At 61.5% G+C, this 26,468-nt stretch carries 23 protein-coding genes; 9 read left to right on the forward strand and 14 right to left on the reverse strand.

The genetic code is table 11. The features are described from left to right. The first annotated feature begins 16 nt into the window (after positions 1 to 16). The gene (locus tag VGN12_16230) at positions 17 to 1,345 is read left to right on the forward strand and encodes an MFS transporter (protein ID HEY4311000.1); all 1,329 of its coding nucleotides are present in this window, start codon (positions 17 to 19) and stop codon (positions 1,343 to 1,345) included. A gap of 25 nt (positions 1,346 to 1,370) precedes the next feature. On the opposite strand, the gene VGN12_16235 is transcribed toward VGN12_16230, so the two are convergent. After that, positions 1,371 to 2,210: a hypothetical protein gene (locus VGN12_16235; GenBank protein ID HEY4311001.1), complete on the reverse strand. Its 840-nt coding sequence runs from the start codon at positions 2,208 to 2,210 to the stop codon at positions 1,371 to 1,373. Further along, positions 2,207 to 3,547: an FAD-binding oxidoreductase gene (locus tag VGN12_16240; protein HEY4311002.1), complete on the reverse strand. Its 1,341-nt coding sequence runs from the start codon at positions 3,545 to 3,547 to the stop codon at positions 2,207 to 2,209. The genes VGN12_16235 and VGN12_16240 overlap by 4 nt, the downstream gene beginning before the upstream one ends. A 93-nt stretch (positions 3,548 to 3,640) precedes the next feature. Here VGN12_16240 and VGN12_16245 point away from each other — a divergent pair, with 93 nt between their 5' ends. Next, a complete protein-coding gene (locus VGN12_16245) occupies positions 3,641 to 4,123 on the forward strand; it encodes a cupin domain-containing protein (GenBank protein ID HEY4311003.1) in 483 nt (160 codons plus the stop codon). Between the two features lie 220 nt (positions 4,124 to 4,343). Here the strand turns inward: VGN12_16245 and VGN12_16250 are convergent, their stop codons facing one another. From VGN12_16250 to VGN12_16285, 8 genes are all read right to left on the reverse strand, one after another. Beyond that, on the reverse strand, positions 4,344 to 5,846 hold the full coding sequence (locus VGN12_16250) for a hypothetical protein (GenBank protein ID HEY4311004.1): 1,503 nt from the start codon (positions 5,844 to 5,846) through the stop codon (positions 4,344 to 4,346). Between the two features lie 11 nt (positions 5,847 to 5,857). Continuing rightward, complete coding sequence (locus VGN12_16255; GenBank protein HEY4311005.1) at positions 5,858 to 6,529, reverse strand: hypothetical protein; 672 nt, start codon at positions 6,527 to 6,529, stop codon at positions 5,858 to 5,860. Further along, positions 6,526 to 7,464 (reverse strand): ABC transporter ATP-binding protein, encoded by a 939-nt coding sequence (locus VGN12_16260; GenBank protein ID HEY4311006.1) that lies wholly within the window; start codon positions 7,462 to 7,464, stop codon positions 6,526 to 6,528. The genes VGN12_16255 and VGN12_16260 overlap by 4 nt, the downstream gene beginning before the upstream one ends. 26 nt (positions 7,465 to 7,490) lie before the next feature. Then, positions 7,491 to 7,892, reverse strand: coding sequence for a GntR family transcriptional regulator (locus VGN12_16265; GenBank protein HEY4311007.1), 402 nt, complete (start codon positions 7,890 to 7,892; stop codon positions 7,491 to 7,493). A gap of 294 nt (positions 7,893 to 8,186) precedes the next feature. Then, positions 8,187 to 9,596 (reverse strand): hypothetical protein, encoded by a 1,410-nt coding sequence (locus VGN12_16270; protein ID HEY4311008.1) that lies wholly within the window; start codon positions 9,594 to 9,596, stop codon positions 8,187 to 8,189. After that, positions 9,593 to 10,126 carry a sigma-70 family RNA polymerase sigma factor gene (locus tag VGN12_16275; protein HEY4311009.1) on the reverse strand — a complete coding sequence of 178 codons (534 nt, stop codon included), beginning with the start codon at positions 10,124 to 10,126 and terminating at the stop codon, positions 9,593 to 9,595. Before VGN12_16275 ends, VGN12_16270 begins: the two co-directional genes overlap by 4 nt. A 285-nt stretch (positions 10,127 to 10,411) precedes the next feature. Further along, positions 10,412 to 11,707, reverse strand: a complete 1,296-nt coding sequence (locus VGN12_16280) for an MFS transporter (GenBank protein ID HEY4311010.1) — start codon at positions 11,705 to 11,707, stop codon at positions 10,412 to 10,414. Continuing rightward, a complete protein-coding gene (locus VGN12_16285) occupies positions 11,704 to 12,396 on the reverse strand; it encodes a hypothetical protein (protein HEY4311011.1) in 693 nt (230 codons plus the stop codon). The genes VGN12_16280 and VGN12_16285 overlap by 4 nt, the downstream gene beginning before the upstream one ends. 184 nt (positions 12,397 to 12,580) lie before the next feature. Here VGN12_16285 and VGN12_16290 point away from each other — a divergent pair, with 184 nt between their 5' ends. The 6 genes from VGN12_16290 (at position 12,581) to VGN12_16315 (ending at position 18,607) form a co-directional block, all read left to right on the forward strand. Next, positions 12,581 to 13,678, forward strand: coding sequence for a twin-arginine translocation signal domain-containing protein (locus VGN12_16290; protein HEY4311012.1), 1,098 nt, complete (start codon positions 12,581 to 12,583; stop codon positions 13,676 to 13,678). 178 nt (positions 13,679 to 13,856) lie between these two features. Further along, entirely contained in the window at positions 13,857 to 14,969 is a 1,113-nt protein-coding gene (locus tag VGN12_16295) for a hypothetical protein (GenBank protein HEY4311013.1), read from the forward strand. A gap of 30 nt (positions 14,970 to 14,999) precedes the next feature. After that, the gene (locus VGN12_16300; GenBank protein HEY4311014.1) at positions 15,000 to 15,455 is read left to right on the forward strand and encodes a hypothetical protein; all 456 of its coding nucleotides are present in this window, start codon (positions 15,000 to 15,002) and stop codon (positions 15,453 to 15,455) included. Between the two features lie 181 nt (positions 15,456 to 15,636). Then, the gene (locus VGN12_16305; GenBank protein ID HEY4311015.1) at positions 15,637 to 17,574 is read left to right on the forward strand and encodes a pyrroloquinoline quinone-dependent dehydrogenase; all 1,938 of its coding nucleotides are present in this window, start codon (positions 15,637 to 15,639) and stop codon (positions 17,572 to 17,574) included. Between the two features lie 20 nt (positions 17,575 to 17,594). After that, positions 17,595 to 17,897, forward strand: coding sequence for a hypothetical protein (locus tag VGN12_16310; protein ID HEY4311016.1), 303 nt, complete (start codon positions 17,595 to 17,597; stop codon positions 17,895 to 17,897). A 149-nt stretch (positions 17,898 to 18,046) separates the two neighbouring features. Beyond that, positions 18,047 to 18,607 (forward strand): hypothetical protein, encoded by a 561-nt coding sequence (locus tag VGN12_16315; GenBank protein HEY4311017.1) that lies wholly within the window; start codon positions 18,047 to 18,049, stop codon positions 18,605 to 18,607. A gap of 123 nt (positions 18,608 to 18,730) precedes the next feature. Here VGN12_16315 and VGN12_16320 read toward each other — a convergent pair whose 3' ends face one another. The 3 genes from VGN12_16320 to VGN12_16330 all read right to left on the reverse strand — a co-directional run bounded on the left by VGN12_16320 (position 18,731) and on the right by VGN12_16330 (position 24,023). Continuing rightward, a complete protein-coding gene (locus VGN12_16320; protein ID HEY4311018.1) occupies positions 18,731 to 19,744 on the reverse strand; it encodes a DUF1559 domain-containing protein in 1,014 nt (337 codons plus the stop codon). 96 nt (positions 19,745 to 19,840) lie between these two features. After that, positions 19,841 to 22,870: a VWA domain-containing protein gene (locus VGN12_16325; GenBank protein ID HEY4311019.1), complete on the reverse strand. Its 3,030-nt coding sequence runs from the start codon at positions 22,868 to 22,870 to the stop codon at positions 19,841 to 19,843. Between the two features lie 136 nt (positions 22,871 to 23,006). Then, a complete protein-coding gene (locus VGN12_16330) occupies positions 23,007 to 24,023 on the reverse strand; it encodes a hypothetical protein (protein ID HEY4311020.1) in 1,017 nt (338 codons plus the stop codon). Between the two features lie 183 nt (positions 24,024 to 24,206). Between VGN12_16330 and VGN12_16335 the strand changes: the two genes are divergently transcribed. Continuing rightward, positions 24,207 to 24,731: a hypothetical protein gene (locus VGN12_16335; GenBank protein ID HEY4311021.1), complete on the forward strand. Its 525-nt coding sequence runs from the start codon at positions 24,207 to 24,209 to the stop codon at positions 24,729 to 24,731. On the opposite strand, the gene VGN12_16340 is transcribed toward VGN12_16335, so the two are convergent. Further along, positions 24,672 to 26,195: an MmgE/PrpD family protein gene (locus VGN12_16340; protein ID HEY4311022.1), complete on the reverse strand. Its 1,524-nt coding sequence runs from the start codon at positions 26,193 to 26,195 to the stop codon at positions 24,672 to 24,674. The two genes, VGN12_16335 and VGN12_16340, sit on opposite strands and share 60 nt — an antisense overlap. Between the last annotated feature and the right edge of the window lie 273 nt (positions 26,196 to 26,468).

Below are 26,468 nucleotides of genomic sequence, written 5' to 3' on the forward strand. Positions count from 1 at the left end.
TCGCTACAATCTCTCCATGCGTGACGATGCCCGACCTGCCGCCCCTGCCGGTAATTCCGTGGCACGCGTCGTGCTGGCCAGTTTCATCGGCACCACGATCGAGTGGTACGACTTCTTCCTGTATGGCACCGCGGCGGCGCTGGTCTTCAACAAGCTCTTTTTTCCTACGCTCGATCCCTTCGCCGGCACGATGGCCTCGTTCGCCACCTACGCCGTCGGATTCTTCGCCCGCCCTGTCGGTGGGATCGTCTTCGGCCACTTCGGCGATCGGATGGGGCGGAAATCGATGCTGGTTACGACCCTGATGCTGATGGGCATGGCCACGTTTCTGATCGGCGTGTTACCGACGTACGACCAGGTGGGCAAGCTAGCGCCGATCCTGCTCGTGACGTTGCGCTTCGTACAAGGATTTGGCGTCGGCGGCGAATGGGGCGGCGCCGTGCTGATGGTCGTCGAGCATGGCCACCAGGGACGCCGCGGGCTAAACGCCAGTTGGGTGCAGGCCGGCGTGCCGGCTGGCATGGTGCTGGCCACCACGATCTTCGGTCTCTTCTCGTGGCTTCCCGACGAGGCGTTTCTTAGCTGGGGATGGCGCCTGCCATTTCTGCTGGGCATCGCGTTGTTATGCGTCGGGCTGTTCATTCGCTTACAGATCCTGGAAAGCCCTCTGTTCGCGAAAATGCGCGATCGCAACGAACAAGCGGGCATTCCGTTCTTCGCCGTGCTCAAGCGCTATCCGCGCAATATTCTGTTGGCGATGGGCGCGCGGGTCGCGGAAAATGGCAGCTTCTATATTTTCACCGTTTTCGTACTGACCTACGCCACGGTCGAATTGAACGTCTCGCGGACTTCGGTCCTGACCGGCGTACTAGTTGCCTCGGTGGCTGAGTTCTTGGTTATTCCCGCCTTCGGCTTGCTGTCAGACCGCGTGGGGCGGCGCCCCGTTTATCTGGCGGGGGCGCTGGGCCTAGCCTTGTTTTCCTTTCCGTTTTTCTGGATGATCGATACCGGCCATCCGACGATCATTGGACTGGCGATCGTGATCGGATTGGTTGTGCAATCGGCGATGTACGCGCCGCAAGCGGCCTTCTTTTCGGAATTGTTCGGCACCGAGGTTCGCTACACCGGCGCCTCGATCGGCTATCATCTCGCCACGCCCTTGGCCGGCGGCCTGGCGCCGCTGGTTTGCATGGCCTTGTTGCGCTGGGCCGACGGCAGCCCCTGGCCGATCGCCCTGTACATGATCGGACTGTCAACGATCACGCTGGTGTCGGTATGGCTGGCGGCTGAAACGCGCGACGCGCAGTTGGGCGAAGCGGGAAGCCCGACGCGACCGAAGACTTGACGCGACGGTTCCGGCCGGCGATACCTCAGCTCTCGCTGCCCAACGCGGCGTATAAGCTGGGCAGGAACGTCGCGAGGTGGGACATTTCTTGCGAGCAATGGACCAGCAGCGCTGCCGCTTCGGCTGCGCCGGGCCGCATCAGCCAACCGGCGGCCGAGGCCGCCATGTCGCCCACGATCCCGCCGCGCCGGGCGCTGGCGTGCTCGCCACCGATCCAGAATCGCGACCGCATCTCTGCACCACCGTCGAGCGCGCTAACGTAGTGCAGCAGATAGCCGAAATCGAACGGCATGTTGGCAAAGCCCACACGTGCGCAGACGGCCGTGGCCCGCGTGGCATCGGTCAGAAGCCGTTCATCGAGACCCAATTCGCAAGGGGGCAGAAAGCGAATGTAATAGCGTCCCAAGGTGCTACCGACATATTCATCGACGCAAGAGGTCTGTCCCACGTAGCGCTCGCGCCCAGTGGTTCCGGGCACCACGGGCGTGGCCCACTCGGCATGCACGTGGGCGCGCGGATGCCACAGCTTATAGCGCTGCGGCTCGTCGCTATGCCAGCCGAACCACCAGTCGACCATTGCCGGCACGACGCCGGGCATGATCGTGTGAATCGCGATATGCAGCGCGCCACCGGTGGCAAGGCAGTAACCGTTCTCCAACACACGCTCGGGCGATTCCAGCGCGCGTCCCGCCTCGCCCAGCGGAGGCAGCAGAGGTTCGGCCACGGGGCCGTGCGCGATCGCTTCGTGCGCATGCGCCGGGAGCGCTGCCATTTGCGGATTCCAGAACCGCGCATACGGCTTTCCGTCCAGTTCGCCGGGCAGCATGCCCAGGCGACGTCGGTCGGCGGACTTGGGTGTCGTCATGGTCGCCCCATCCAACTGTGGAATCGGCCTTGTGGATCGTAATCGGCGCGCACCCGGTCCAAGCGCGCCAGGTGTTCGTCCGTGACGAAGCGCAAGGGGCGTTGCCCCAGGTTTTCGTCCGCCAATTGGCAGCCCGACGCCAGGTGCTCCATTTCACGCAGGCATCGGACAGGCCAATGCGCGAAGTCGGCATCGTCCTTCTCGTGCTGCCAGACCGAATAGAGTGCGATGTAGAGATCGTCCTCCATCGAGTACGCCATGTCAGGGCGAGTTGGCGGCGGCGCCCAATTCATCCACAGCATGTGTGACGGGGCTGGCGGCAACGTGGCGGCGATGTTTCGCAGGCCGGGGAGCAATTCTTCGATCCCGGCGCCGGTCCACATGTTGTCGACGGCGTAACGATGCTCGTCCGGATAATGGCGCCTCACGCCGTAATACAACGGACCCAAGCCTGACGGCACGAAAGGGATCGTGATCTTGGCTTTGGGGCGTAGCGGGCTTTTGTTCATGAATCGCACCCATTCCCAGGCTTCGCTCAACGAGCTGGCGAAAACCGGCGCGATGACCGTGATGCCTGGCCCGCGCACGCCGGTCGTGTGGCGCGACATGAGCGCTTGCAATTCGATTCCGCCAGGAACGTCGGGCCCGACGGCGTGCAGCCAGCGAAACACTTCGTCGAACATATCGGCGGCAAACGTTTGCGCCGCGAAGCCGATCACGTTCGGCCGGTCGTAGACACGCAGGTGAAATCGGGTGACGACGCCGAAGAAGCCGGGGCCGGCGCCGCGCGCTGCCCAATAGAGATCGGCATTCTCCTCGGCGCTCGCGCGGACGATTTCTCCGTCGGCCGTGACGACATCGATCGCTTCGACGCTCTGGCACGCAGGGCCCAGCACGCGGCTGTGCCAGCCGTAGCCCCCTTGCAGCAGATAGCCTCCCACGGCGACACCGCGGCAATGCCCGGCCGGAAAAAACAATTTTTGGCGCGCGAGCTGTTTGGACAGCTCGTGTCCGGCGCGTCCCGGCCCGACGGCGGCGCGCCGCTGATCCCGATCGATGCGCACTTCGTCCAATCGCGAGACGTCCAGCAGCAATCCACCTTCGCGAATGTGGTTGCCGGACCAGCTATGCCCCCCCGAGCAAACGCCCACGCGCAAACCTTCGCGCTTGGCGAGCCGCACGGCGCCCAGCACGTCGTTCGTGTCGTTGGCCTGCACGATCATGGCGGGAAAGCGATCGGGCAATCGCTTGTTCCACAACGCTTCGCCTCGCGCGGTTTCGTATCCTGTCTCGCCCCGTCGAAAAGTGCGCCCCTGGCTTTTTCTGCCGCTCTGCATGAATGTCTGTCCTGGCTGGCGTCGGTATGGTGTATTAACTTAATCACACGTTTGATTTCTGACCATCCATCCATCGACCTTGCAGCGAACGGCATGACACTACCGCCAACGATCCGAACGGAATCCGAAGGACGCACGATCGCCGTCGTGGGCGACGTCTACCGCTTTCTGGCCACGGGCAAGGAAACCAGCGGCCGTTACGCAATGTGGGAGGCCCTGGTGCCGCCCGGCGGAGGGCCACCGCCGCATACGCACACGCGCGAGGACGAAGCGTTCTTCATCCTGGAAGGCGAGATCACGTTTTACCTGGGCGAGAAGAAGGTCGTCGCCCGGGCCGGGGCGTTCGCCAACATGCCGGTCGGTCAGCAGCATTGCTTCAAGAACGAAAGCGGGAAACCGGCGCGGATGATTATCTCGGTCGCGCCGGCCGGCCTGGAGGAGATGTTCTTCGAAGTGGGGCAGCCCGTCGCAGCGGGCGCGGATCCCGGCCCACCATCACCGGAAGAAATCGGCCGCTTGCTGGCCGCGGCCCCGCGCTACGGCGTTACGATTCAAGGGCCGCCGCACGCGCATTGAGCAAGTCGCAATTTTGTAGGGTGCTCTGTGAGCACCATTTTTTTCCGTCGCGTGCGTACACGTTTGCGAGCTACAACGTTGTTGCGCGTGGTCGGTGGTGCCCACAGGGCACCCTGCTTGAAGGCAATTCCGTGCAGCCGTGTGACATGCTTTTTCGCCGCAGGCGAATAAGCATGCATCCGAAGCAAGATCGCGGCGCAGCACACGCGTCAACGCGGCCCTATGCGAACACTTCGCCGCCGATCAGCGCCGGCGTTGGGAACTCGGTGCGGCAGTTCAGGCAGGTCTCGCGATCGCACGGGACTCGTTTGCCACAAGCGGAACAAGTTTCACGTGCCGGCCAGCGGCGGTGTACCAGGTAACCGAAGTATCCCGCCGGCCCCAGCAAGAACACGAATATGGCCCAAAACGCCGCGCCATGGTTTTCATATCGACGGTGGCGACGATAAGCGACAACCGCAAGCGCCATCGACAACAAACAAATCGGCACAAAGATCGGCCATGAGTGATTCCACATCGTGGCGCGCATCTGGGCGGCGGTATGCTCCTCGGTCGCGCTGACCCAGGGGAGGAATCCGTACAGGAATCCGCCGAGCACGCCCGGCGACGGTACGAGGCAGTGTATTAACCAAATAAACGGCTTTGATAGATCGCGCGCTTGGCTCAGCACGACCGATTCGTGCCGGGTGACGTGATTCTCGGCATCGACCCAATACAGCTCGGTACGGCGTGGCTCACTGTCATCGTCATTGGGCACCGTGCCACGACCGTGTTGGTTGTCGACAAGCAACACTTCCTTCCCCAGCGGCAGGTAGAGAGCCAGTTCTTTGTCCGCTAAATGCGAGGGAATCGCGATTTTGCGCAGCATCTGCCCGTCACGATCGAAGACGAGCAAATGGTCCTTCGTACGCGCTACGGCGCGTAACGTTTCCTCAAGATCGTCATCGGACTCGAGGGGTTCTCTGAATATACCGATCGACCCGACTGGTTCGTCAACGGGCACGTGCCGGACGCTTTGATTCCGCAGGTCGATCAGATAAAGCTGGTCGCCTGACATCACCGCAACTAACTGTGACTCACCGCGGGGGCTCCACGCATTTGGTTGTCGTCCGATGGCAACGTACACGGTGGTCGCCACGAGGTGCAGCGAGCGATCGCCCACGTCGAACTGTTCCTCTAGCGGCGGGATATCAAACCGTAAACCGCCTGTCCCGAGATAACCGATGGACTCGCGCGTTTTTGAATCGAAGCCGGCGAAATAGGCATGGGCCGTGGTTCCGGCTTCGCGTATCAGATACCAGTACTTCGCCGGAGTCTTGCCGTCGCTGTAACTGAAGATCAATCCGCGAGCAAGTTCGTCGGTCGAAGGCTTCCACTCGCCGGTGGGGAGCGATGCCGGATAAATGAAAGTTAGGAGCTCGCGCCCCGGCCGAGCGGGCAAGCGTCGTTCCGGAAATAAGTCTTGAGGCGCGATCGGTTGCCGTTCAAGAGTTTGATGGACGGGCTCCTCATTCATTTGACCGTGGGGATAAACCCTGATCATGGGGCGCCCGACGTAGGTGACATCCAGGCTTTCGTTGAGCTGCTGGCGGGACCAGGATTCGACCTGAATGATGCCGATAAAGCCCGCGGCGAAGCCCCAGACGACGAGCGCCCCTCCGCTCAGGATCGTGGCGGTCAGGAAAGCGGTCGTTCGCGAGTTGCTCAAGAAGTCCGTCATCATCCGCCTCGGTATCAGGAAAAGTCACGGGCGTAGGCCACGTGCAGAATCGCCACGACGTACAGAGCGCCGATCGCCGTCAATGCGCCGGCGGTGATTAGCCAAGCCAACGGCATTCCATGAAGAACGTACGCGCTAAACAGCGCCAGCGCGACGGGCCAGAACCGGCTGCCGTACCAGCGAGCCGGACGCAGCCCGCTGAGAAATGTCGCAAGATAAATCACCACTATGCCCAGGCAGAGCAGCCATGCGCGCCCGGTTAACGACCAGAAAAACGGGCTGGCATGAGTACCGGGCGTTGCTGCCCACACGGCGTAACCCAAAATCGGCAACACGGTCAGCAGCAGGCAAGCCGTGGCGCCGACGGCCAGCTTCACGCCGAAGATGCGTGAGCGGGCCAGTGGCCGATGCAAGAGAAAGTGAAACGTTCCCCTCATCAGTTCCGACAGCGTTTGCCATAACCCGCAGAGCACGGCGAACGCAAAACCAACGAAAATGAATAGGAAGATCACGTCGCCATCGGCGAGCGGATTGTAGAAAGGAATATTGGTCGGCTCGCCCACGATATTGACGGTCTTGGGCAACCAGCCCATCGCACTCACGAGTAGCACGAGTTGCACGAGCGCCGCCAAGGCGAACAAGGGTAATAGTTCGCGAGCTTCCTTGCGAACCAGGGGGACGATCATCGGGCCACCTCCCATTCGATGGTCGGCAGCGGTGAGGCCGCGCCGCGTGTGTACGCAATGAATGCATCTTCGAGATTCATTTCCATTACCTCGATGTTGGTCGCCCCCAGGGCGTTGGCCGTCGCAGCGTGCTGTTCGGTATAGTCGACCATCACGAGTTCCAATGTTCCGCCGATCTGCCGCTGGCTGACCAAGCCTGGACAAGCGGGGAAGCGCGGCGCGGCGCCGACGAATTCCAACACTACGCGCCGCACGGCGGACTTGAAGTGGTCCGTGGGACAATCGACGCGCAGCACGCCGTCGACCAGGATGCCGATCCGATCGGCCACGCGTTCGACGTCGGCCAGCATGTGCGAGCTGAAGAAAATGGTCCGACCCGACCGCTGGATGAGTTGAATGATCGATTCCAGAAAATCGCGCCGCACGACGGTGTCGAGTCCCAGCGTCGGATCGTCGAGTACCAGCAGATCGGGATCGGGCGCGAGTGCCAGGGCGAGCGAAACTTGTGCGCGCTGGCCGTTCGATAGTCGGCGGATTTTCGCGCGGGGCGAGATGCGAAAATGATCGAGGACCTGGCGGACGAACCGATCATGCCACACGGCCGGGAAGGGCGCGCCGACATAAAAGCTGCGCGTGAAGCGGACCGCCTCGCCCACACTCATGCCGCGGTATAACGGATGTCCCTCGGCCAGGTAGGCGATGCGCGCCCGCGTGGCCGGCGCCAGGTCGCGGCTATCGTCGCCCAAGAGCGAGGCCCGCCCCGAGTCGGTCTGCACCAGCCCCATCAGCATTTTGATGAGGGTCGACTTGCCGGCCCCATTGCGGCCGAGAAATCCATAGACGCAGCCGGCTGGCACGCGCAAGTTGACCGTGTCGACGACACGGCGGGAACCGTAGTGCTTCGTCAATCGTTCGATGACAATCGCGTCGCTCATGGCGGATCGGTCCTCCGCGGTTGCTGTCATGATGTCGTTGTTGTTTCCACCCACGCGAATTGCCTGGCCCGCTCGGCCACCAGCTCGACGAGCTCATCGGCCGTGCAACCCAAACGCACGGCCTCGACGAGCAGCGGATCCACGGCTTTGAGAAGCCGCTCGCGGCGCGTCCGCTTTGCGACAGGCGGAGGCGCCTCGGCGACGAACACGCCCAGCCCGGGTCGCGTGTAGAGCACCCCCTCGCGTTCAAGTTCGGTGTAAGCCCGGGCGATTGTATTGGGGTTAACCACGAGCGTCTGCGACAGCTCGCGGACGCTGGGGAGTCGCTCGTTAGGGCGAAGCTGCCCGCGCGCGATGCCGGCCCTGACCTGGTTGATCAGTTGCTGGTAGATCGCTACGCCCGTGGCTGGACTGATTGCGTACTGCACCGTGTGCCTCCAACTGTACTAATACTACTAATACAGTACGTCGAAAGCAAGAGCGCGTTGGGGAAAAATTTCAGGAAAGCGTGGCTCGTAGTGAGATAAGAACCGTGAAAAACCCTCGCCCTTCGGGAGAGGCAGGGTGAGGGGCTTAGCAGTTGATGTGGGCGCGTCCTCGACGCACCCCACATCTCGCTTAACAAGCTATTGTGGGGTAAACGCGCCAGCCAGAAGCGGCAGCGAAAGTTTTGTGCGTTACGCGGAAGTTTGCCTCACCCTGCAACCGCGTTATTGCCGGCCCTAGCGCGGCGCGTCCGCGGCGTTCACTTGCTCGTGTGCGGCAGCGCGCAGCGCTTCGAGAGTATGCGGCGGCGCATCGGCCGGCAGCATCGCCTCGCCGGCCGCGGCTAGAATCTTTTCCAAGTCCGCGTCCGAAAAACGCAGCGCGAGCATTCCCATCGTTCCCTCAAAGCGCGGACCGCGCAATTTAAACGTGATAAAGCCCGGATCGCCTAACGCACCGTCAGTAGCACTGATCAAGGACCAATTCCATTTGTCCGGTGAATCTGACTGATAAACCCAACTATGCGCGGGTGCCGTGCGTTGCTTTTCCTCGTCCAACTTGATTTCGAGCCGCGACAGCCAATCTCGCGAACCATCTTCTGCGGACTCGGGCTCTGAACGACGCCACAGCACGAGCGCTGATTGCTTCGATATACGGAAAGCGTGCCACACACAGATTCGCGTGTTATAACCCGTTGCACACCCATTGGCCGCCATATCGAGCGGTAGCAACGCCTGCGTACCCGGCTCATCTTTGTCTTCTGTCGGCGGCTCCAACGATCGAAAATCCGCAGGGGGCGAATAGGAAAACAAGCTGTCGTCCAACGGGACGTTCACCGCGATCTCGTCGTACTCCCTTTCACGACGAACTGTGCCGTCTTCCTGTCTCTCGTCAAACGTTACGCGGATGGGTAGCCCGCTTGTCGGATCAAACCACAAGGTCGAGATCGCGGCAGTGTTGTCGTCGGGATCTTCGACGCGACTCTCATACACGTTGCACAACCGTCCAGCATAGTTCTCGGTTCGCAGCATTTTGTATGACGAACGTGGAGGCGCAAGTAAGTCCGAGGCAAGCTGCTGCTGGATGCGATTCTCGATTTTAATCAGCGCGTCGAGAGGACTAACAAACGAGGTTTGATATTCCTTCTCGGCCGTCCTGACAAATGTTTGGCGCTGACCGTCTAAGTATGACATGTTCTGGCGGATCTCGACTGGTCCGTTGCCTTGGCCGACCATGATGACTGTATTTCGAAACTTGTCCGGACGCTTCACAAGGAGCTCAGTTGGTACTTCGACGGGCGGAAGCTTTGGATTGGCATCGTCGAAAACATATTGCGTGCCGCGAATCACGATCGATTGAACTTCGAACAAACGCTCCGGCACCGCGTCAATTCCATAGGCGTGGTCCGTCGCGGGCGAAAGAAACATGGTGCCTACGAGAGCTGCAATGATCAGGCAGGCCGCCGCCACCACCCCGGTCCAGGTGCGATACCGTCCTATGGTTCGCGCGGTCATGCCCTCGGAGCGCGCCTCTGTCACTCGGGAGACCACCCGATCTCGCTGTTTCGTATTGAATGGGCGCAGCGTCGCGTAATGTTCGTGCAGTAACTCGTCGAGCAGGCGATCATCGTGGTCTTGGCCGGTCATGAGTTGGCCTCCCGTTTCAACAACCTCGCACGCAATCCTTCCCGGGCACGATCCAGCAGCTTGTAGAAACCAGACGACGAAAGCTCGAGCGTCTGCCGGGCTACCTCGACCGGCTCGCCACATAAGTAATGAATATGCAGGGCCAGCCGCTCCTGTTCCGGTAATTCGGCCAGCGCCGCACGTACCAGGGCTGGCGTCTCGTCGTCACATTCGGCCACCGGTTGCTGTGGCTCGCTGTCAAGCGAAGTGAATCGCGTTCGCTCGCGCGCTGTGCGCCGGCGATATTCCGTCCCTTCGCGCCGCGCGATCGTCACGAGCCAGCCGGCAAGCGCCTCGGGCTGGCGTAATTGGTCCAGTCGTGTCAGGGCGCGCATGAATACCTCTTGCAGCAGTTCGTCGGCATCGGCCAACTGGCCGGTCGCATCGAGCAGGACCGCGCGCAAGAGCGGCGCGTAGCGATCGTAGATCTGCGCGACCGCCTGCTGCTCGCCGTTGGCCGCGCGAGCGACCAATTCCGCGTCGCCTGTCATCGACAACTCCTGGAACCCGGGTCTGTCAGATAACTAGACGAGCCGTGGCGGCGATTTTCCACCGAAATCTGCCGGAGCGGCGAGAAATGTCCGGTTTCGTAGGGTATGTCGGTGACACGCTGACTGCGGGCGTGCTCCACCGTTCGTGTGGCCTCACGATGCGCGGCATGCTTATTCGTCTGCGACGAAAAAGCATGGCACCTGGCTTGGTAGGGTGCTTTCTGAGCAACATGAACGCCCCAAAATCAAAGCGGTGCCCACAGGGCGCCCTACGAATACGTTACGCTACGACCATTGCGGTACGTCGACGGTGCTCAGAATTGTCGGCGGCGCCAGCGGCACCGGCACGATGAGCGCGGCCACGGCCAGACCGCCGACCACGGCTGCCAAGGTGTAGAACATTGGCGCGTACGAGCCGGTGAGTTCCTGGCATTCGGCCATCAGCACCGGCCCCAGGGCCGACGCCAGAACCGTGGCGAATTGCGCCGCTCCTTGAATGCGGCCGAGCTGGGCTCGCCCGAACAAGTGGCCGAACGCGGCGAAGAAGACCACGGTGATCAGACCTCCGCTGAGCCCGATCGCGGCGGCGTACAGGCGGGCTCCGGTTGGTCCGTCGATCGTCGGAAACAGAACGAGCGCGCCGGCCAGTAGCACTAGCCCCACGCCGAGCAGTTTCACGACGCGCGTTCTGGATGCCAACGCCCCGCCGCCCAGGTTCGCGAGCAGGCCGATGCCGGTGAGGATCGCCATGATCTCGACGGCGAACTTTTGATCCAGCCCACGCTCGGCGAGCATCGACTCGTTGAACAGCGTGACGCCGGACCAGACAAGATTGAATGCGCTCGATCCCAGTACCACGACCCAAAATACAGGCGTGGCTAGTGTTTGTCGGAACGTGAAATCCACGGCGCCGGCGGCCCGTGCGGATGTGGCGACATCCGGCCGATCCGGCTCGATTCCGCACGACTCGGGCGTGCTGCGCGTGAACAGCCAGAAGACCGGCACCAGCGCCAGCAGGATAAACCCGATTCCCTGCCACGCAGCGCGCCAGCCGTATTGTTCGACGGCCGCGCCCATGCCCAGCACGCTGGCGATGAATCCAAAAGTCAGCAGCACGGCAAAGGCCCCCATAGCCAGCCCTAATCGGCGGCTGAACCATTTGCCGATCGCGGCCATGGCGACGAGTGACAGTGCGCTTTGGCCGAACCCGCGCACCAGGATCAACATCGCCAACAGCGAGATCCAACTGGTCGACTCTCCCATTCCCAGCACCGACACGCCGAGCGCCGCGACCACCGTTGTGACCGTCACGCGAACGCCCCAACGATCGATCATCCAGCCCACCGGCAGGCAAAACGCCGCGCCGATCAGTGATGCGACGAGATTGATGTGCGCGAACGTGACGCGGTTGACCTGCAGAGCTTCGAGCAATGGCTCGGTGACCAGGCCTAGGCCGTGCGTGCGCCCGGGGAGCGTCGCGGTCATGGCCACCGAGGCGACGATCACGTTGATCCAGCCGTAATAAAACGGCAATCGGCCGGGCCAGGATCGGCGAGTGGAAATCGTTGCGGTCGAACTCATGCGGCGCGCACCTTGGGCCGTCCGCGCACGGCAATCCAGACCGTGGCCAGCCCGGCGAACATCGCCAGTCCCACCCAGCGGATTAAACCCGACTCGTAGACGACCATGCCATTGAAAACAATGAACAACATAAACGCGTGCAATGTGCGATCGATCCACACTGTGCGCGTGGCGTAACTTTCAGGCCGGGCCCACCACCACAGCATGTCGCCGGTCCACAGCCAGGTGAACAGATACGACACGTAGATCCCTTCGCCGATGCCGCTCGCCTGGCGCGTATGCTCGAAGGCATGCTCGTGCGACCAGCCGTGGTAGTAATGAAACGCCACGGCGAGGTGAATCCAAAAACAAACGATGCTCCAGGTCCAGCACCAACGGGCAGCCTGGCCGAATGTCGTTACGGCGCGCCAATCGGCCGGCGCGAGGCGCATCATCAGGCATAACGCCGCGGCGTACCATACAAGCGACAATCGCACGGTGTTGCGAGTCAGCATTTCTCCCGGATCGGCAAACAGCACGACGGTCGAGAGCCACATCGCGGCCAACAGCGTCACGCCCACGGCAACAAAGACTGCCGCGAGCGGCACAGCCGCGCGGCGCGAATTGTCGATCGTGGTTGCCATGGTTGCTGTAAGGATTACATGGAAATCGCTCGGCCGGATGCCCGCCGCGTACCGCGAGTTTTCCAAGTATACTCCCGCGATTCGGCGCTCGCTGAGCGAGTTGGTTCACGTTCGGCTGGCTCCGTGCGGCGCGGACATTTTTTCGCCACGACTCTGCCGGGGCAACTTTCGCCTGCGAGGCGATCGGTGTACCCTCAGTGAAACTTCCCGCCCGAAACACGCCTCGGACAGCCCCCTGGGAAACACTCGCATGCGCCACTCAAAACGTTCGTCCGTATCGCGTCGACAGTTTCTGGCCACGAGCGCTGTGGGGACCGCGGCGCTCGCCGGTTTACCGACCGTATTGACGGCCAAAAAGACCGATTCGCCGCTGGTCGTGGGCGAAGGGGAATATCATTACGAGGTGCAGCACGACTGGCCGCAATTGCCTGAGAAGTTCACGTGGCAAATCACGCACAACGTGGCCGTCGACAAGGCCGGCAACCTGTACGTGATTCACGAAGGCAACGCCGACCAGAAGGATCATCCGTCGATCTTCGTGTTCGATCCCGACGGCAAGTACATCCGCTCGTTCGGGCAGCAGTTTCAAGGAGGTGGACACGGCATCGAGATTCGTGAAGAGGCCGGGCAGGAATTTCTCTACGTCTGCGCTTATCAAATGCTGAAGACGTTCGCCAAGCTCGACCTGAAAGGAGAAACCGTCTGGCAAAAATACGCGCCGATGGATTCAGGTGTGTATGCCAAGGAGGAAGACAGCAAGCCGACCGGCCAATGGGGACGCGACCGATTCATGCCGACGAACTTCGCGTTCCTCGACGACGGCGGTTTCCTGCTGGCCGACGGCTATGGCGCCTTCTACGTTCATCGTTACGACAAAGAGGGGCAATGGCTCTCTTGCTTTGGCGGACCCGGCGAGGGGAAGGGCAAGTTCAACACGCCGCATGGGCTGTGGGCCGACCGTCGCGCGGGACGCGAACCATCGATCGTGGTCTGCGATCGCGCGAACAACACGCTGCAATACTTTTCGATGGATGGCAAATATCTCGAGACGCTCGCCGGCTATGGGCTGCCCGCCAATGCGGAGACGTGGAAAAACCTGCTCGTGATTCCCGAGCTGCACGCGCGAATCACGTTGCTGGATGAAAAGAACAATGTCGTGGCCCGCCTGGGAGACGACGTGGCGCGGATCACGGGCGAAGGGGGGATGAAGATCCGCGGCAATCGGGATGCGTGGCAGGCTGGCAAGTTCGTCCACCCGCACGATGCCTGCTTCGCCGCGGACGGTAGCATCTTCGTGGCCGAATGGGTCGCCACGGGGCGCGTGTCACGGTTGCGCCGCGTGTCGTGATGAGCGGCAACGCAAAACATTGCCGCCGAGGTCACAGAGAGCACCGAGAGGAATTAGATATGCCAACGACGTAGCCTGCGTCTCAGCTTCACCAGCAATCGTCACGATTGATTTTGAATTCGTATGTTTTTCTCTTTCTCTGTGCCCTCTGTGCTCTCTGTGGCAAATCTGAATCTAAATGATGAACATAGAACCGCTCGATCTCAGTAAGCTCAAGGTTTATCCGCTCAGCGAGCGGCAGAATCTCACCAAGGCCGATGACATCCTGATCGATCCGGCCGCGACGCCGAAGCCAATCGCCACCGCGAACACGGCGCTCGTCGAGCAATGTGCCGAAAGGATCCGCAACGCCAAAGAACGTGACGCCTCGATCATGTTGATCTACGGGGCACACTTGTTGCGCAACGGCGCGGCGCAGATCCTTTCGCAGATGATGGAACGCGGCTGGCTGACGCATCTGGCCACCAACGGCGCCGGTACGATTCACGATTGGGAATACGCCTGGTTCGGTGCCTCGACAGAAAGTGTCGAAATGAACGTTGCCTCGGGCACGTTCGGCACCTGGAACGAAACGGCGACGAATATCCACCGCGCTATCATGGCCGGCGCGCTCGACGGGCTAGGCTACGGCCGTGCCCTGGGGCGGCTTATTCACGAAGACGGCGTCACGCTTCCTACGACCGACGCGTTGGTTGCGGCCATCGCCAGCGAACCGGCACATCCGCTGACCGCGGCCCGGGCCGATCTGCTGCGGGCCATGCACGAGCAAGGTTGGCCGGCCGGACGCACGGAAATCAAGCACCGCTGGAAGAAGGCGTCGATCCTGGGCGAGGCCGCGCGGCACGGTGTCCCGCTGACCGTGCATCCGGGCATTGGCTACGACATTATTTCGAACCATCCGGTTTTCAGCGGCTCGGCCATCGGTCGTGGCGCCGAATTGGACTTCAAGCTCTTCGGCGGCTCGGTCGAGAAGCTCGACCACGGCGTCGTGCTGTCGGTGGGCTCGGCCATCATGGGGCCGCAAGTCTTCGAGAAGAGCGTCAGTTGCGTGAATAACATGCGGCTGCAGAACGGCCGCGAGATTCTGCAGAACCACTCGATCTACGTGGTCGACATTCAGGACGGCGGCAACTGGGATTGGACCGCCGGCGAGCCGCCGAAGACGAACCCTGCCTACTACCTGCGATTCTGCAAAAGCTATTCGCGCATGGGGGGGAGTATGCAATATCTGCAATGCGACAACGCGGCCTTCATTCACAATCTGTACGCGGCGCTGATGAAGGGACGATAAACGGCTGATATGGACCTGCGGGGCACGGACATGCGCCTCAAGATTAAGCAGCGCATTGCATTGCGAACGCCGTTTGTGTTTCTGCTGCCGGGTGAAACGGTCGAGGTGTGGCGCCAAAGCGCGTTTTCCGGGCATTTGACCTGGAAATGGATCGATGGCTCGTTCGCAAGCATGCGGTTGCCACACTTGGATAACGATAGCCTATACCACGGAGAATTTTGCGCCGGTCGCCTGGAAGTGACGTCCGGCGTATTGCACTCCCCTTTCATCGGCCCGCCGCGGGTCGATTGGCAATGCGGGGAAAAAATATTGTCCGTCGAAACGCATTGTTGCCGTGGCACGGTTGCGCTCGACGGACGTCGCGTGGCGGTGTGGCGAGTCCGATCCCAAGGAGCCGAATGTGTTCTGCGCGACTCCCTGCCAAGCGACATCCGCAATATTGTCCTGGGTGTCATGGTGGGCCACATTTTTCAGGACGGGCGGTGATGGTGTCCGGGAGAACCGGGCGGTAAACAGCTCGAATTCCATACTGGTGCGAAAAACGGGCCGATTGAACGCCCGATTTCTACAGGGCATAATGCCTGCTTCTTAAGGGAATCGATCCCGAGGGGGGATTGATTCCGGTGCGTCGTTTTCTGGATTCACTCTGACCAGGGCGGAGATTCGCATGTCCTCAAGGTTTCTTCTGACAACCGCGCTGGCACTTTTGCTTTTCTCAATCTTGCCCGTTCGTGCCGCGGACAATGTGCCGACCGCGCGCGGCGCGACCGACGGCAGTTGGAAGTATTATGGCGGCGACGCGGCCAGCACGAAATATTCCACTCTCGATCAGATCAACGCCGAGAACGTCGGCAAGTTGAAGCTCGCCTGGTCGTGGGATTCGCCGGACCTGCCGCTGCAAAAAGAAAATCGCGCGCTAGGCTCTTTCGCTTACGAAACCACGCCGCTGGCTGTCGGCAACACGCTCTATATCAGCACGTCGCTCGCGCAAGTCGCGGCCGTCGATGGTCGCACCGGCAAAACGATCTGGGTTTTCAATCCCGAAGTCTACAAGGCGGGCCGACCCACGAATCTGGGCTACGTACACCGCGGCGTCGCTTATTGGACCGATGGCAAGGAAGAACGCATTTTGCTGGCCGGGCACGACGCTTACCTGTACGCGATCGACGCCAAGACCGGCAAGAAGATCGAGAGCTTCGGCGAGGAAGGACGCGTCAACCTGGCGTCGGCAATTCCGCTGGCCGTTAACGCGCGTAACTACACGATGACCTCGCCGCCGGTGATCTGCCGCGACGTGGTGATCGTCGGCTCGAGCATTTCCGATGGTCCGCAGTACAAGGAGGCGCCGCGCGGCGACGTGCAAGCCTTCGACGTGCGCACTGGCAAGCCGGCCTGGCTCTTTCACGCCATCGCCCAGGAAGGGGAATTCGGCAACGACACCTGGGAAGATGATTCGTGGAAATACACCGGCAATGCCAATGTCTGGACGTTGATGACCACGGACGACGAGCTAGGCTACGTTTATCTGCCCATGAGCACGCCGACCAACGATTGGTACGGCGGGCATCGCCTGGGAAATGGTCTGTTCGCCGAAGCGCTGGTCTGTTTGAACGCCAAGACGGGCGAGCGCATCTGGCATTATCAGACCGTGCATCACGGAGTGTGGGATTACGACCTGCCCGGCGCGCCGGTGTTGTGCGATATCAAGGTCGATGGTCAGCCGATCAAGGCCGTTGCGCAGATTACGAAGACCGGTTTCACGTTTGTGTTCGATCGCGCGACCGGCAAGCCGGTATGGCCGATCGAAGAGCGCCCGGTGCCGCCATCGACCGTGCCGGGCGAGAAACTGTCGCCGACGCAACCGTGGCCGACGAAGCCGGCGCCGTACGAGCGACAAGGTTCGACCGAGGAAAACCTGGTCGACTTCACGCCCGAGATTCTCAAAGAGGCCAAAGAGATTCTCAGCGAGTACGATCATGGTCCGCTGTTTACGCCGCCGACCGAGCGCGGCACGGTGAACCTGCCCGGCTGGGCCGGCGGAGCCAACTGGTGGGGTGCGGCGTTCGATCCGGACACCGGGCTGTTTTACATCCCGTCGATCACGTCGCCGATCATTGTGAAGTTGAACGAGCCTGACGCGGCGCGATCGAACCTGCGTTACGTGCGCGGCGGCCCGGCGTTCGCCGGCGGGCTCGACGGGCCGAAGGGGATTCCGCTCTTCAAGCCTCCGTACGGTCGCATTACGGCCATCAATCTGAACACGGGCGAGCACGCGTGGATGATTCCGCACGGCGACGGTCCTCGCAAGAAGATCAGTGAGCTCGTCGGCCGCGACGTGGGACCGCTCGGCAGCGGCGGAGGCGGACCGCTACTGACCAAGACGTTGTTGTTCGTCGCTCAGGGTGCAGCCGGACGCGGTGGCCGCGCCGGCGGCGCCGAGCATAAGTTCCGCGCCTTCGACAAGCCGACGGGCAAGGTTGTCGCCGAGGTCGCGCTCCCCGGCTCCCCCAGCGGCACCCCCATGACGTACATGGCCGGCGGCAAGCAATACATCGCCCTGGCCACGAACGACGGGAAAGTCGTGGCCTTTGCCCTGCCGGAATAGCTCGGGCGTTGGTCGAAACAATGCGAGATCCAGCCGCGAACGAACGACGATTTCGCATCACCAGGCATCAGGTCGCGCTCTCGGTATCGCTGGCCGTGGCGACATTGGCTTTGATCTGCGCTGTGCCGATCGCCATCGGTTGGGCCTATGATCGCGATCCCCGCTGGATGCCTGTCGGACTGGTGTTCTTTAGCGGAACGATCCTGGGCTATGGATTCTCTGCCGTGGGCGTGCTATCCGGTCAGGAAGTCCGGGCGGGACTATTGGGTGCATCTACAGGCATATCGCTAGCAGTAATCGCGCTTTTGTTGCTTGGCAGTTAAATCCCGGCAATGCGACGGGCTTTGGGCCCGGATTTCTGGCAATGAAAAGCTGCCAGGGGTCGCTCTGGAACGTCTCGCTGTCGGGCGTTAACCTTTAGTTGCCGTCGCATCGCGCCCGCCCCCAACCGAAAACGCCCAAGAGGCTTTCCATGTTCTTGCGAACGATTGTTTGCTCGCTGATCACTTTGCTTGTTCTTTGCAGCGCGGCATCCGCGCAGTTGCCTGCCGATGCGGTGATGCTCGACAAGGTAAAGATTTCCGAAAAGCAGAAATCGGTGGATCTCTGCCCAGTCTATCTCGAGCCTTCGGATCCGGCACTGCCGACGTGGGAATACAAGGGGGTGAAGTATCGGGGCAGCAAGCCCGACGCGCAAGAGAAGTTTCAGGCCGACCCCGACAAGTTCGCCAAGGCGGCCGAGAAGCAGCGCTATATCAACAACTTCATGCAAGCCATGAGCATTGTCTGGTGCCCAGTGACCGACGAAATCAGCCCGGGCGGAATGACCCAGTGGAAGAAGCTGGGCTACACCTGGGAAAGCTGCTGTGCCTTTTGCGACGACAGTGTCAGCGACGATGATTTCCCCGGCGCGGTGAAGAAGCTGAAGGCCCGGGCCGAAAAGTCGTACGAGCTGGTCGGCGCCAAATACACCGAAGGGGCCAAGAGTCCCGTCGAAGGGGCGATCAAGAAGCCGAGCGCGGAAAAGAAGTAAAGGCGCTGGTTCACTGTCGCTGGCCTCTGTGAGGCCGGCTGTATGGTCAACGCACTGGGGTCGCAGACCCCGGCTACAGAAGGTGCGCGGCGCCTACGCCTTGTCTTCGACGCCACGGGCAACTCACGGCATCTCGACTGCTTCGCTGCCGGCGCATGTTGCTAGCGCTCGCCACACGTTCAGGTCGATGCCGCTGGCGATGAACCGCGCACTTCCATCGCAGGCCAACAGATTCACGCCCGAGGGATGATTGCTGCGTGCGGCCATGAATCCTTTTTGCTGGGCCAGGTTCATGCAGTCGTAGGTCGTCGAATTCGGCGCGTAGAAATGGTTGTACAGCGTGTTGCCGTAATTCCCCAGGATCCACTTTGCGCTGCGCGTGCTATACCAATCCCCGGTGGCGAGCGTGGCACACGTCGGTACGCTGACGTCGATACCGTTTCCGAGCTCCAACACGTACAGGGTGGCGTCCGACGGCCCCAGCGTCGGCACGTTCAGCGTCTGGCCTGTCCCTAACATCCGCTCGCTAAAGGCGGCCGTGTGGGACGAGCCGTCGACTAGGTCGGCGAACCGCACGGCCGATGTCAGATAGAAGACGCCATCGGCGCTGATGATCGTGCCATTCCCCACCGTGCCGCTGCCGGTGTTGGCGACGTAATTCGTGCCGCCGAAGGTCGAGCCCGGCACCTGCCCGTCAGCCGGGTCGCTGGGGCATTTGAGCACACCTACGATTTGCGAGGCCGCCACGGCATTGTTCGCTCCGCTGTACGAAACTCCGGCGATCACGAGACTCGTCGGCGCCGACTTCAAATCAAGCTGCGCATAAAGTCCGTTCTGCTCGACGTACGGCAGGATATACGCCTGGGGCGAAAACACTTGTGGCGCCGGGCCGCCGCGTCCCGGCGGGAAATGCTGCTGGACGTCATAGCACTCTAATAGTGCCAGTCCCAACTGCTTCAGGTTGTTTGCGCACGATGCCCTGCGACTGGCTTCGCGCGCGGCCTGCACGGCCGGCAATAGCAGAGCGATCAAGAAGCCGATGATGGCGATGACGACCAGCAGCTCGACCAGCGTAAATCCACGACGCCGGCGATCAACAGCGCGATGCGGCAAGGAAATTTGGCTCGAAGAACTCATCGCGTCCGCCGACTTACCCCACTCGACCAACGAAGCGCCGCCGGTGCAATTGTAGTCCGCGGGGCGCAGCGGGAACAAACTTCGCGACGTGCGCGGCTACGAGCCGTTGCGCGGTCCGTTTCCGTGCGTGTCCCAGACCTTCTTTTTGGCTTTCAGGAGCCGGCCCGTGTAGCTTTCTTCGGCCGGCGGCGCCGCGGTGGCCACGGCGACCGGCACCCGTTCAGGCGCAGCTTTTTGAGGCAGCTCAGGCTCGAGCACGGAGAGATCTTTCGGCATCTCGGCAACCGGCTCGAAGCGCGCTCCGGCGCGTTGCTGCTCCAATCGTTCGGCGATCTCGGCCTTGCGGGTCCGCAAACGATCCATGTATTCGGTCGGCGCCGCCGCCTGCTTGCGACGCAGCAGCCAATTGCGGGCGCCTGCCGCCACGCGCGGCGCCCATGAAAAACTGACCGCGACGCGCCGTAGAAATACATCGAACAGGAACAAGCAGCCGGCGGCGAACACGAGCAAGTGCCAAATGCCCTGCCGGCGCGCGGCGGGCGGCAGATCGCGGCGGAAGCTATCGGTCGCCAACAGCGACGACATTCCGCCCGCGTCGGTCAACGAGCCGGACATCAGCAAACCGTGATGTCCACCGGGCGGGGTAAGCTCGGCTATCGATTCCAAGAGCGCGACGTTTCCCTCGCGGTCGCGAAACTCGGCCGAGTAAGGAACGTTAATTCCCGCACGCACTGGCGCGAGTCCTGGGCCGGGGCTGAGCATGGCGAAGTAACTGCCGGTTTCATCCGCTTCGAAATCACCGACGTATCGCCCCGGTGAAATCTGTTCGAGCTTGATCTCGCGCGGTTCGGCATCGGGACCGACGACGCTGCCGGTCAGGTTCAGAAAGTTCAGGAACTCGTCTTGGCTATCGAGCGCCGTGACGAACACCTTGACCCGGTTTCCTTCGACATCCGTGGCGACCGTGAACTTGCCATTGTCGTTGACCGGTCGCATCGACCAGCGCACCAATTGGCTGAAGAACTTGTCGTAATCAGGCCAGGCGGTCCATTGCGTGGCCCAGCGAGCGCCGTCGTCGGTCGTAAACGCCACAGCTCGTCCTAACCCGTAAGGCCAGGTCGCCAGCACCGTGGAATTTTCGGTTTCCGAATCGACTGGCGCGACCAGCACCTGTTCGACGAGTGGGTTGCTTTTCAGCGTGGTGCGCACAAAACCGGTCAGTGGTGGCAGCGGTCCGGATAGACCGCTGACGATTTCGTGCGGGTAGCGGACGACTGGCGAAAAACCCTCGGCCTTTTCAAAGATCACCGAGCGCGAGACGCGCATCGCCTCTTTCATGAAGATTCGTGGAATCACGCGCGGGTTGTCGACCTTGTAGAACTTGCCACCACCGCGCATCGCGATGTGATCCATCAGATCGACGTCGGCCCCTTCGCCCACGGCGACGGCGCTGGTCGTGATGCGCCGCGGCCGCGCTTTCGCGGCGATTTCCGGATAACCGGTCCCTTCGGTATGCCCGTCAGTCAGCACGATCATGTGCTTGATCGCGGCATCCACTTTGTCGAGTGCGCGATATCCTTCTTGCATGCCGGGCATCAGGTTCGTACCGCCGCCGTGGCCGATGTTCGCGATTCGGGTCACGGCGCGATCGCTGTCGCCGACCTTCAACAGGGGGACGACCCATTCGTATTGACCGTCGAAGGCTATGACGCCGATCTGGTCGCGCTCGCCCAGGGTGCGCACGGCCGCGATCGCGGCCTGCTTGCTCATGGCCAGCTTTTCGCCGTTCATCGAACCCGACCGGTCGAGCACGATCATCAGCGCGCCGCTGGGGACGACCTTCAGATTCTTGACCTGGAAATCGACTGGCATCGCTTTTTCGATCGACGTGTTCGTCCAGCCGCCGGCGCCAAAGCTGCTCGGCCCTCCGAGCATGACCAGGCCCGAGCCGGTCAGCTCGGTATTGCGGACCAGCATTTTCATCTGGTCTTCGGTAAAGTGCGTCAGCTTCGCGGCCTCTTCACCGTCCGAGCGCGGCACGTTGGCCAGGATCACGGTGTCGAACGCCTGTAATTCGGCCATGCTCTGGAAAAGCTGATTGTCGGGCTGGACCGTGACTTCCAAGTTGTTCAACTTCAAGCGGTCCACCAGGTGCTGGTGCTCGCCGCGGTTGTCGAAGCTTTCGATCAATAGCACGTGCCCGCTGCCGCGGACGTGCGTGAACGTGGTGGCCCGATTGTTCTGCGACATCGCATCGTCGGCCGGGTTGTCCGGGACGAATTGCGCGTCGTAAGTATAAAAATCGGGTCGCTCGATCTGCTGGCGAATGCTGAAGAAGTTTTTGCCGGGCACCAGCGCTACTTGCTCGCTCGATAGCTCGATCGGCTGGTCGTTCGTGCGTTGTAAGACGCGCAACCGGCCATTGACCGTGCCTGTGGGATTCGTGTTGTTGACCACGACGCGCAGATCGAACGGCTGCCCCTTGCGAATATCAGGAGGCACCGTGATTTTTTCGACCAGCACTTCGCTGCGAGAGAGATAGCGCACCGGCACGACGTCGATGCCGATGCCCGCCGCCGAGGCCACTTGCGCTTCGTCAAGTGCGTTGCCCAGGTTTTGATTGCCATCGCTAACCAGCACGATCCGCTTGGCGGCGTCGTGCGGAAAAGTCGCCTCGGCCAGCTTGATCGCGGCACCGATATCGGTGAACGTCGGATCGAGCCGGCTCTCGACTCGCTGGGCAATGCGCACCTGCTCGTCCGATGGGGGAACCTCGATCCCCGCCTCGTGCCCGAACACGATCACGCCCGCCATGTCGCGCGGCGTGCGATGCTCGGCGATCGCGGCGTCGACGTATTGGATCATCGCCGCCCGATCCTCGGGCGGAATGCTCGACGATTGATCGAGCAGGTAGACCACGGCCACGCGATCGGTCGAGCGAACCAGCTCCATCTCGGCAACGGCCAAGACCAAGAGCGCCACGATTACGCTGCGTAATGCGCACACCAGCAATCGGCGCACGTTCCCCATCGCTCCCAGGCTGCGGTGCCCCAGCCACCACACCAGCGGAACCAGGAGGAGCAACAGCAGCCAGGCCGGACTGTCGAAGGAAATTCCGTAGGACATCCGTCAGGTCCGTTTGCAGAGCGAAATCAAGACGTGCGCGCCGGTGCCACCTGCTGGCCGCGACAACGCGGCATCCGGGTGCCGCAACTGGATTGTCCAGCAGTGCCTCATTATAGCGCGCCCTGACGGCACGCGGCTATTGGCCGGCAGGAACCAGACTTTTTGCCCAACGGTCGTAGTCCTGCTGGCAATCTTCGGCACTAACAAACCGTTTCCATGCCAGCCGGGCCCGAAAACCGTATTCCCGTCCTGCCTCGACATGGTGAATTACATACTGCCAGTCCCAGGCCGGTCGCGGAACCTTGGGAAGCTTGAACTTGAACAGGCTGAAGCGGATCTCGTCCACTTCCGAATAGGCCCGATCGAACATCAGAAGGAACGTCGTGTCATATCCGGCCTGGCCATAGTAGAACGGCTGCGTAAACTGCACTTGGTCGTAGCTCCATAGGTTCAGCTTGAAGTTATGATCTTCGTCGTATGCCAGGGGCGGCGCGTCGCGGTGCCGGTAGGTGCCGCCGCCGTTGTAATCCTTTGGTCCCGGTGGCGCGGCGCCTGCGATCCAACGTTCTTCCTGGTCGTCTACTTCGACGCCGCGAAAGTGCAGCGCCACATCCGGTACGTTGTTCATGTAATCGGCAAACAAGAAAACCGCGTACCCGCGCGGGCCGAACAGCGCCGCGTCGCGCGGCGTGCAGCGGAATTCCATGTCGATGTAGTGCGGCTCGACGACCGTGTACGTCATGGTGCTGTCGACGCGCCACGGATCGTCCGCGGCGCGGCGCACCAACTGCACGCTATTGCGTCCGGGCACCCAGTACAATTGGTACTTGCCGTGCCGTGGCGAGAACATGTTGTTCGGACTGGCATGGCCGGCAATGATGTGCTCGAAATTCAATCCGGCTGATGCCCCTTCTGCGTCCGGGTCAAAGGCATCGTAGAACCTTCCGTCGTGCTTGTTGAATAGCGAGTCGACGCCGCTGAGCACCCGCGGCGATTCGGCGTTATCGCGGAAATGCACCTCTAATTTGCCTGCCTTTAGCGATACGGTTGGAAATGGCGCCCCGTCGGCTGCCGGGGCCGGGCCGTGCAGGCCGAGAATCATCGCCATCGCCCCGAGCGAGCCCAAGCCGAGGCGTGCGACGCCGCGATTCATGAGATGTCCTCCCTGAGGGATGTTTGCCCGGAAAAGGCTGACAAAAACGGTCGATGCGCGCGAATTGCAAATCGGTCAGTGCGACCAATACTTTAGCGGTTCGCAGACCGCACCCGAAATGGATTTCGTGCAATGTCTGTCGTAGCTCGTTCGATCCCTAGATTCGCAAGCAACTTTCTACCTATGCCGCTAATCGCATTCTTTGTCGTCGCCGTGGCCGTGATTACTTGCGTGGGCATTCACCTGGCCACGCTGGTGATTCTATCGCGCACACTCGATCGTTGGTTCAAACGCGCGCATTGGCGGGCCATCGGTTGCCTGGTGCTGATCGCGATTCATGCCCACCTCTTCGAGATTGGCATCTTTGCGTTTGGCATCCGCTTCCTGCGGTTTCTGCATGACGGAAAAGTCTTGCAGCCAAACGAGCGCATCTTCGAGCCTTGGTATCAATCGGCGGTCGCTTATACGACGTTGGGGGGCGATACGCCGGCCCATGCCAGCGTGCGGCTGTTGATCTCGGTCGAGGCCCTGACCGGACTGATCCTGATTACCTGGACGGCGTCGTTTCTATTCCTGGTGATGCAGCGCAGCTGGGATGCCGACCGCGGCGCCTGGCGCGGCCACGGTCATCAGCACGGCCACAAGAAACTAAAAGCCACCCCGCTCGAGGATCTCGAACTCGTAGAGGCGGGCAATTTCCTGGGCTGATTTTTCCGCCAGGCCCGTGAAGCGCTGGTACAGCGCATCGACGTCGCGCACGCCGAGCCCGGCCAGCAAGCGGAATTTGTGTGCCAGCAGCTTGTCGAGGTTGCCACTGTTGTTTCGGGCGTGCCCCTCGGGGTACATCACCAGCCCACTGGCCAGTTTGCCGAGCGTGGCATGCTCGAATTCGATCGACGTGGGAATGCCGTCCGGATACTTGGCGTCGTAATCCGCGCCGCCGTGAATGAACTCGATCCGCTCCATGATCTTTCGTGTCAGCGGATGGTGCAGGCTCTTATCGTTGTAATCTTCGGGGACGAGCATCAGTTCTTGCCAGCCCGAGCGGCGCTGTTCGAAGGCCTTGCGCAACAGCGTGGCGATGATGTAGACCATCGAGTGATCGGCGCTCTGTCGCGTGTGCGGGTCGCGCTTGGCGGGGTCGCCAATAATGTGAAACGCCGGTTCGTAAATCGCAATCCGGACGCGCTTCAATTGGCTTTCGTCGGAGAGCAGTTGCGGATTCGCCGTCAACAGGTCCATTACGCCTTGCAGCGCGCCGGCCGATTGATGCTCGTACAGGCCCAGCTTGAAGTGCATTCCCATCACGGCGAAATCGTCGCCCGCGGTGGAGAGTGTCAGGTCGAACGGGCTGGTGTCGCGCGTCTTCGGCTTCTCGAACAAGCAGAAGATCGCCTCGGGGTTGCGAAAGATATCGGCCGGCCCCACAAAGCCACGCATGGCACGCCGCATCGACAGCACGGCCGCCTCGGTGCTGATCGCGGCCGAGGCACCCTTGGAATCTGACAATTGATGTCCGGCGCGAATGGCGCGAAATGGAATGTAATGCACCACGACCATGCCGATGGCCGATTCGATCTGATCGACCGTCGCGCCCAGGATGGCGCCGTAGACGGCGGCCGAGGCGATCGCCCCGTGAACGACGTGATCGATCTTGTGATCCTTGAGCGCGAAGACTTCGGCCAACCGACCGCGAATCTCGTCGAGCGCGATCATCGCCGCCAGTGTCTGCCGCCCATTGAGGCCGCGCAATTGCGCCGCGGCCACGGCCACGGGATAAAAATCGTTGTGACCGAACTCGCCGCGCGTGTAGCCGCGGGCTGGGTTGTATCCGAAGTTCGTGCCGTTTGAGTCCCATTCGCGCACCGCCGAGCTGTTGGCCAGCACTGCCTTTTCGGGCATCACGCGTTCGGTCGAACCCAGGCAGGGCACGCCTTCGCCGGCCGCGCAGCGGTATTCCAGAGCTTCGCGCCGCAGCACCGTCGGAGCATTCGTACCGCAGGCCAGCGCCGAGACGCCGCAGGCGATGCTGTCGAGATGAAATCGCTCGACCATACGAAAGACGGAATCGGCCGGACCGGCAAACTTCCCGGCCAGAAAGTCGAGCGCGTATTGGGCAATCCCGCGCGCCTGATTCTCGTTGCGCGGCAGCGTCAGGTATTCGTTGGTCACGATGTGCAGATCCTTGATCGATGGGCTCTGGAAAATGGCCGGCGAAAGGGCCGGTTGCCAAGAGAAATCCGGCGATAGTCAAGCCGGCGATTATCAGCCTGAGAAGGAAATCCCGCAAGGATCGATGTGCGGGATTCTCCGGGACGAATATGGTCTAAGTTGTTCTCTTCATGGGGATGACGATTAGATGACGTACCAGGTAGCCGCCATGAACAAAGATTGCTACCGCCAAACGGGCTGCTAGGATTGCTGCAAGGGGCTTCGATACGGCAG

Source organism: Pirellulales bacterium (assembly GCA_036499395.1).
Classification (GTDB): Bacteria; Planctomycetota; Planctomycetia; order Pirellulales; family JACPPG01; genus JACPPG01.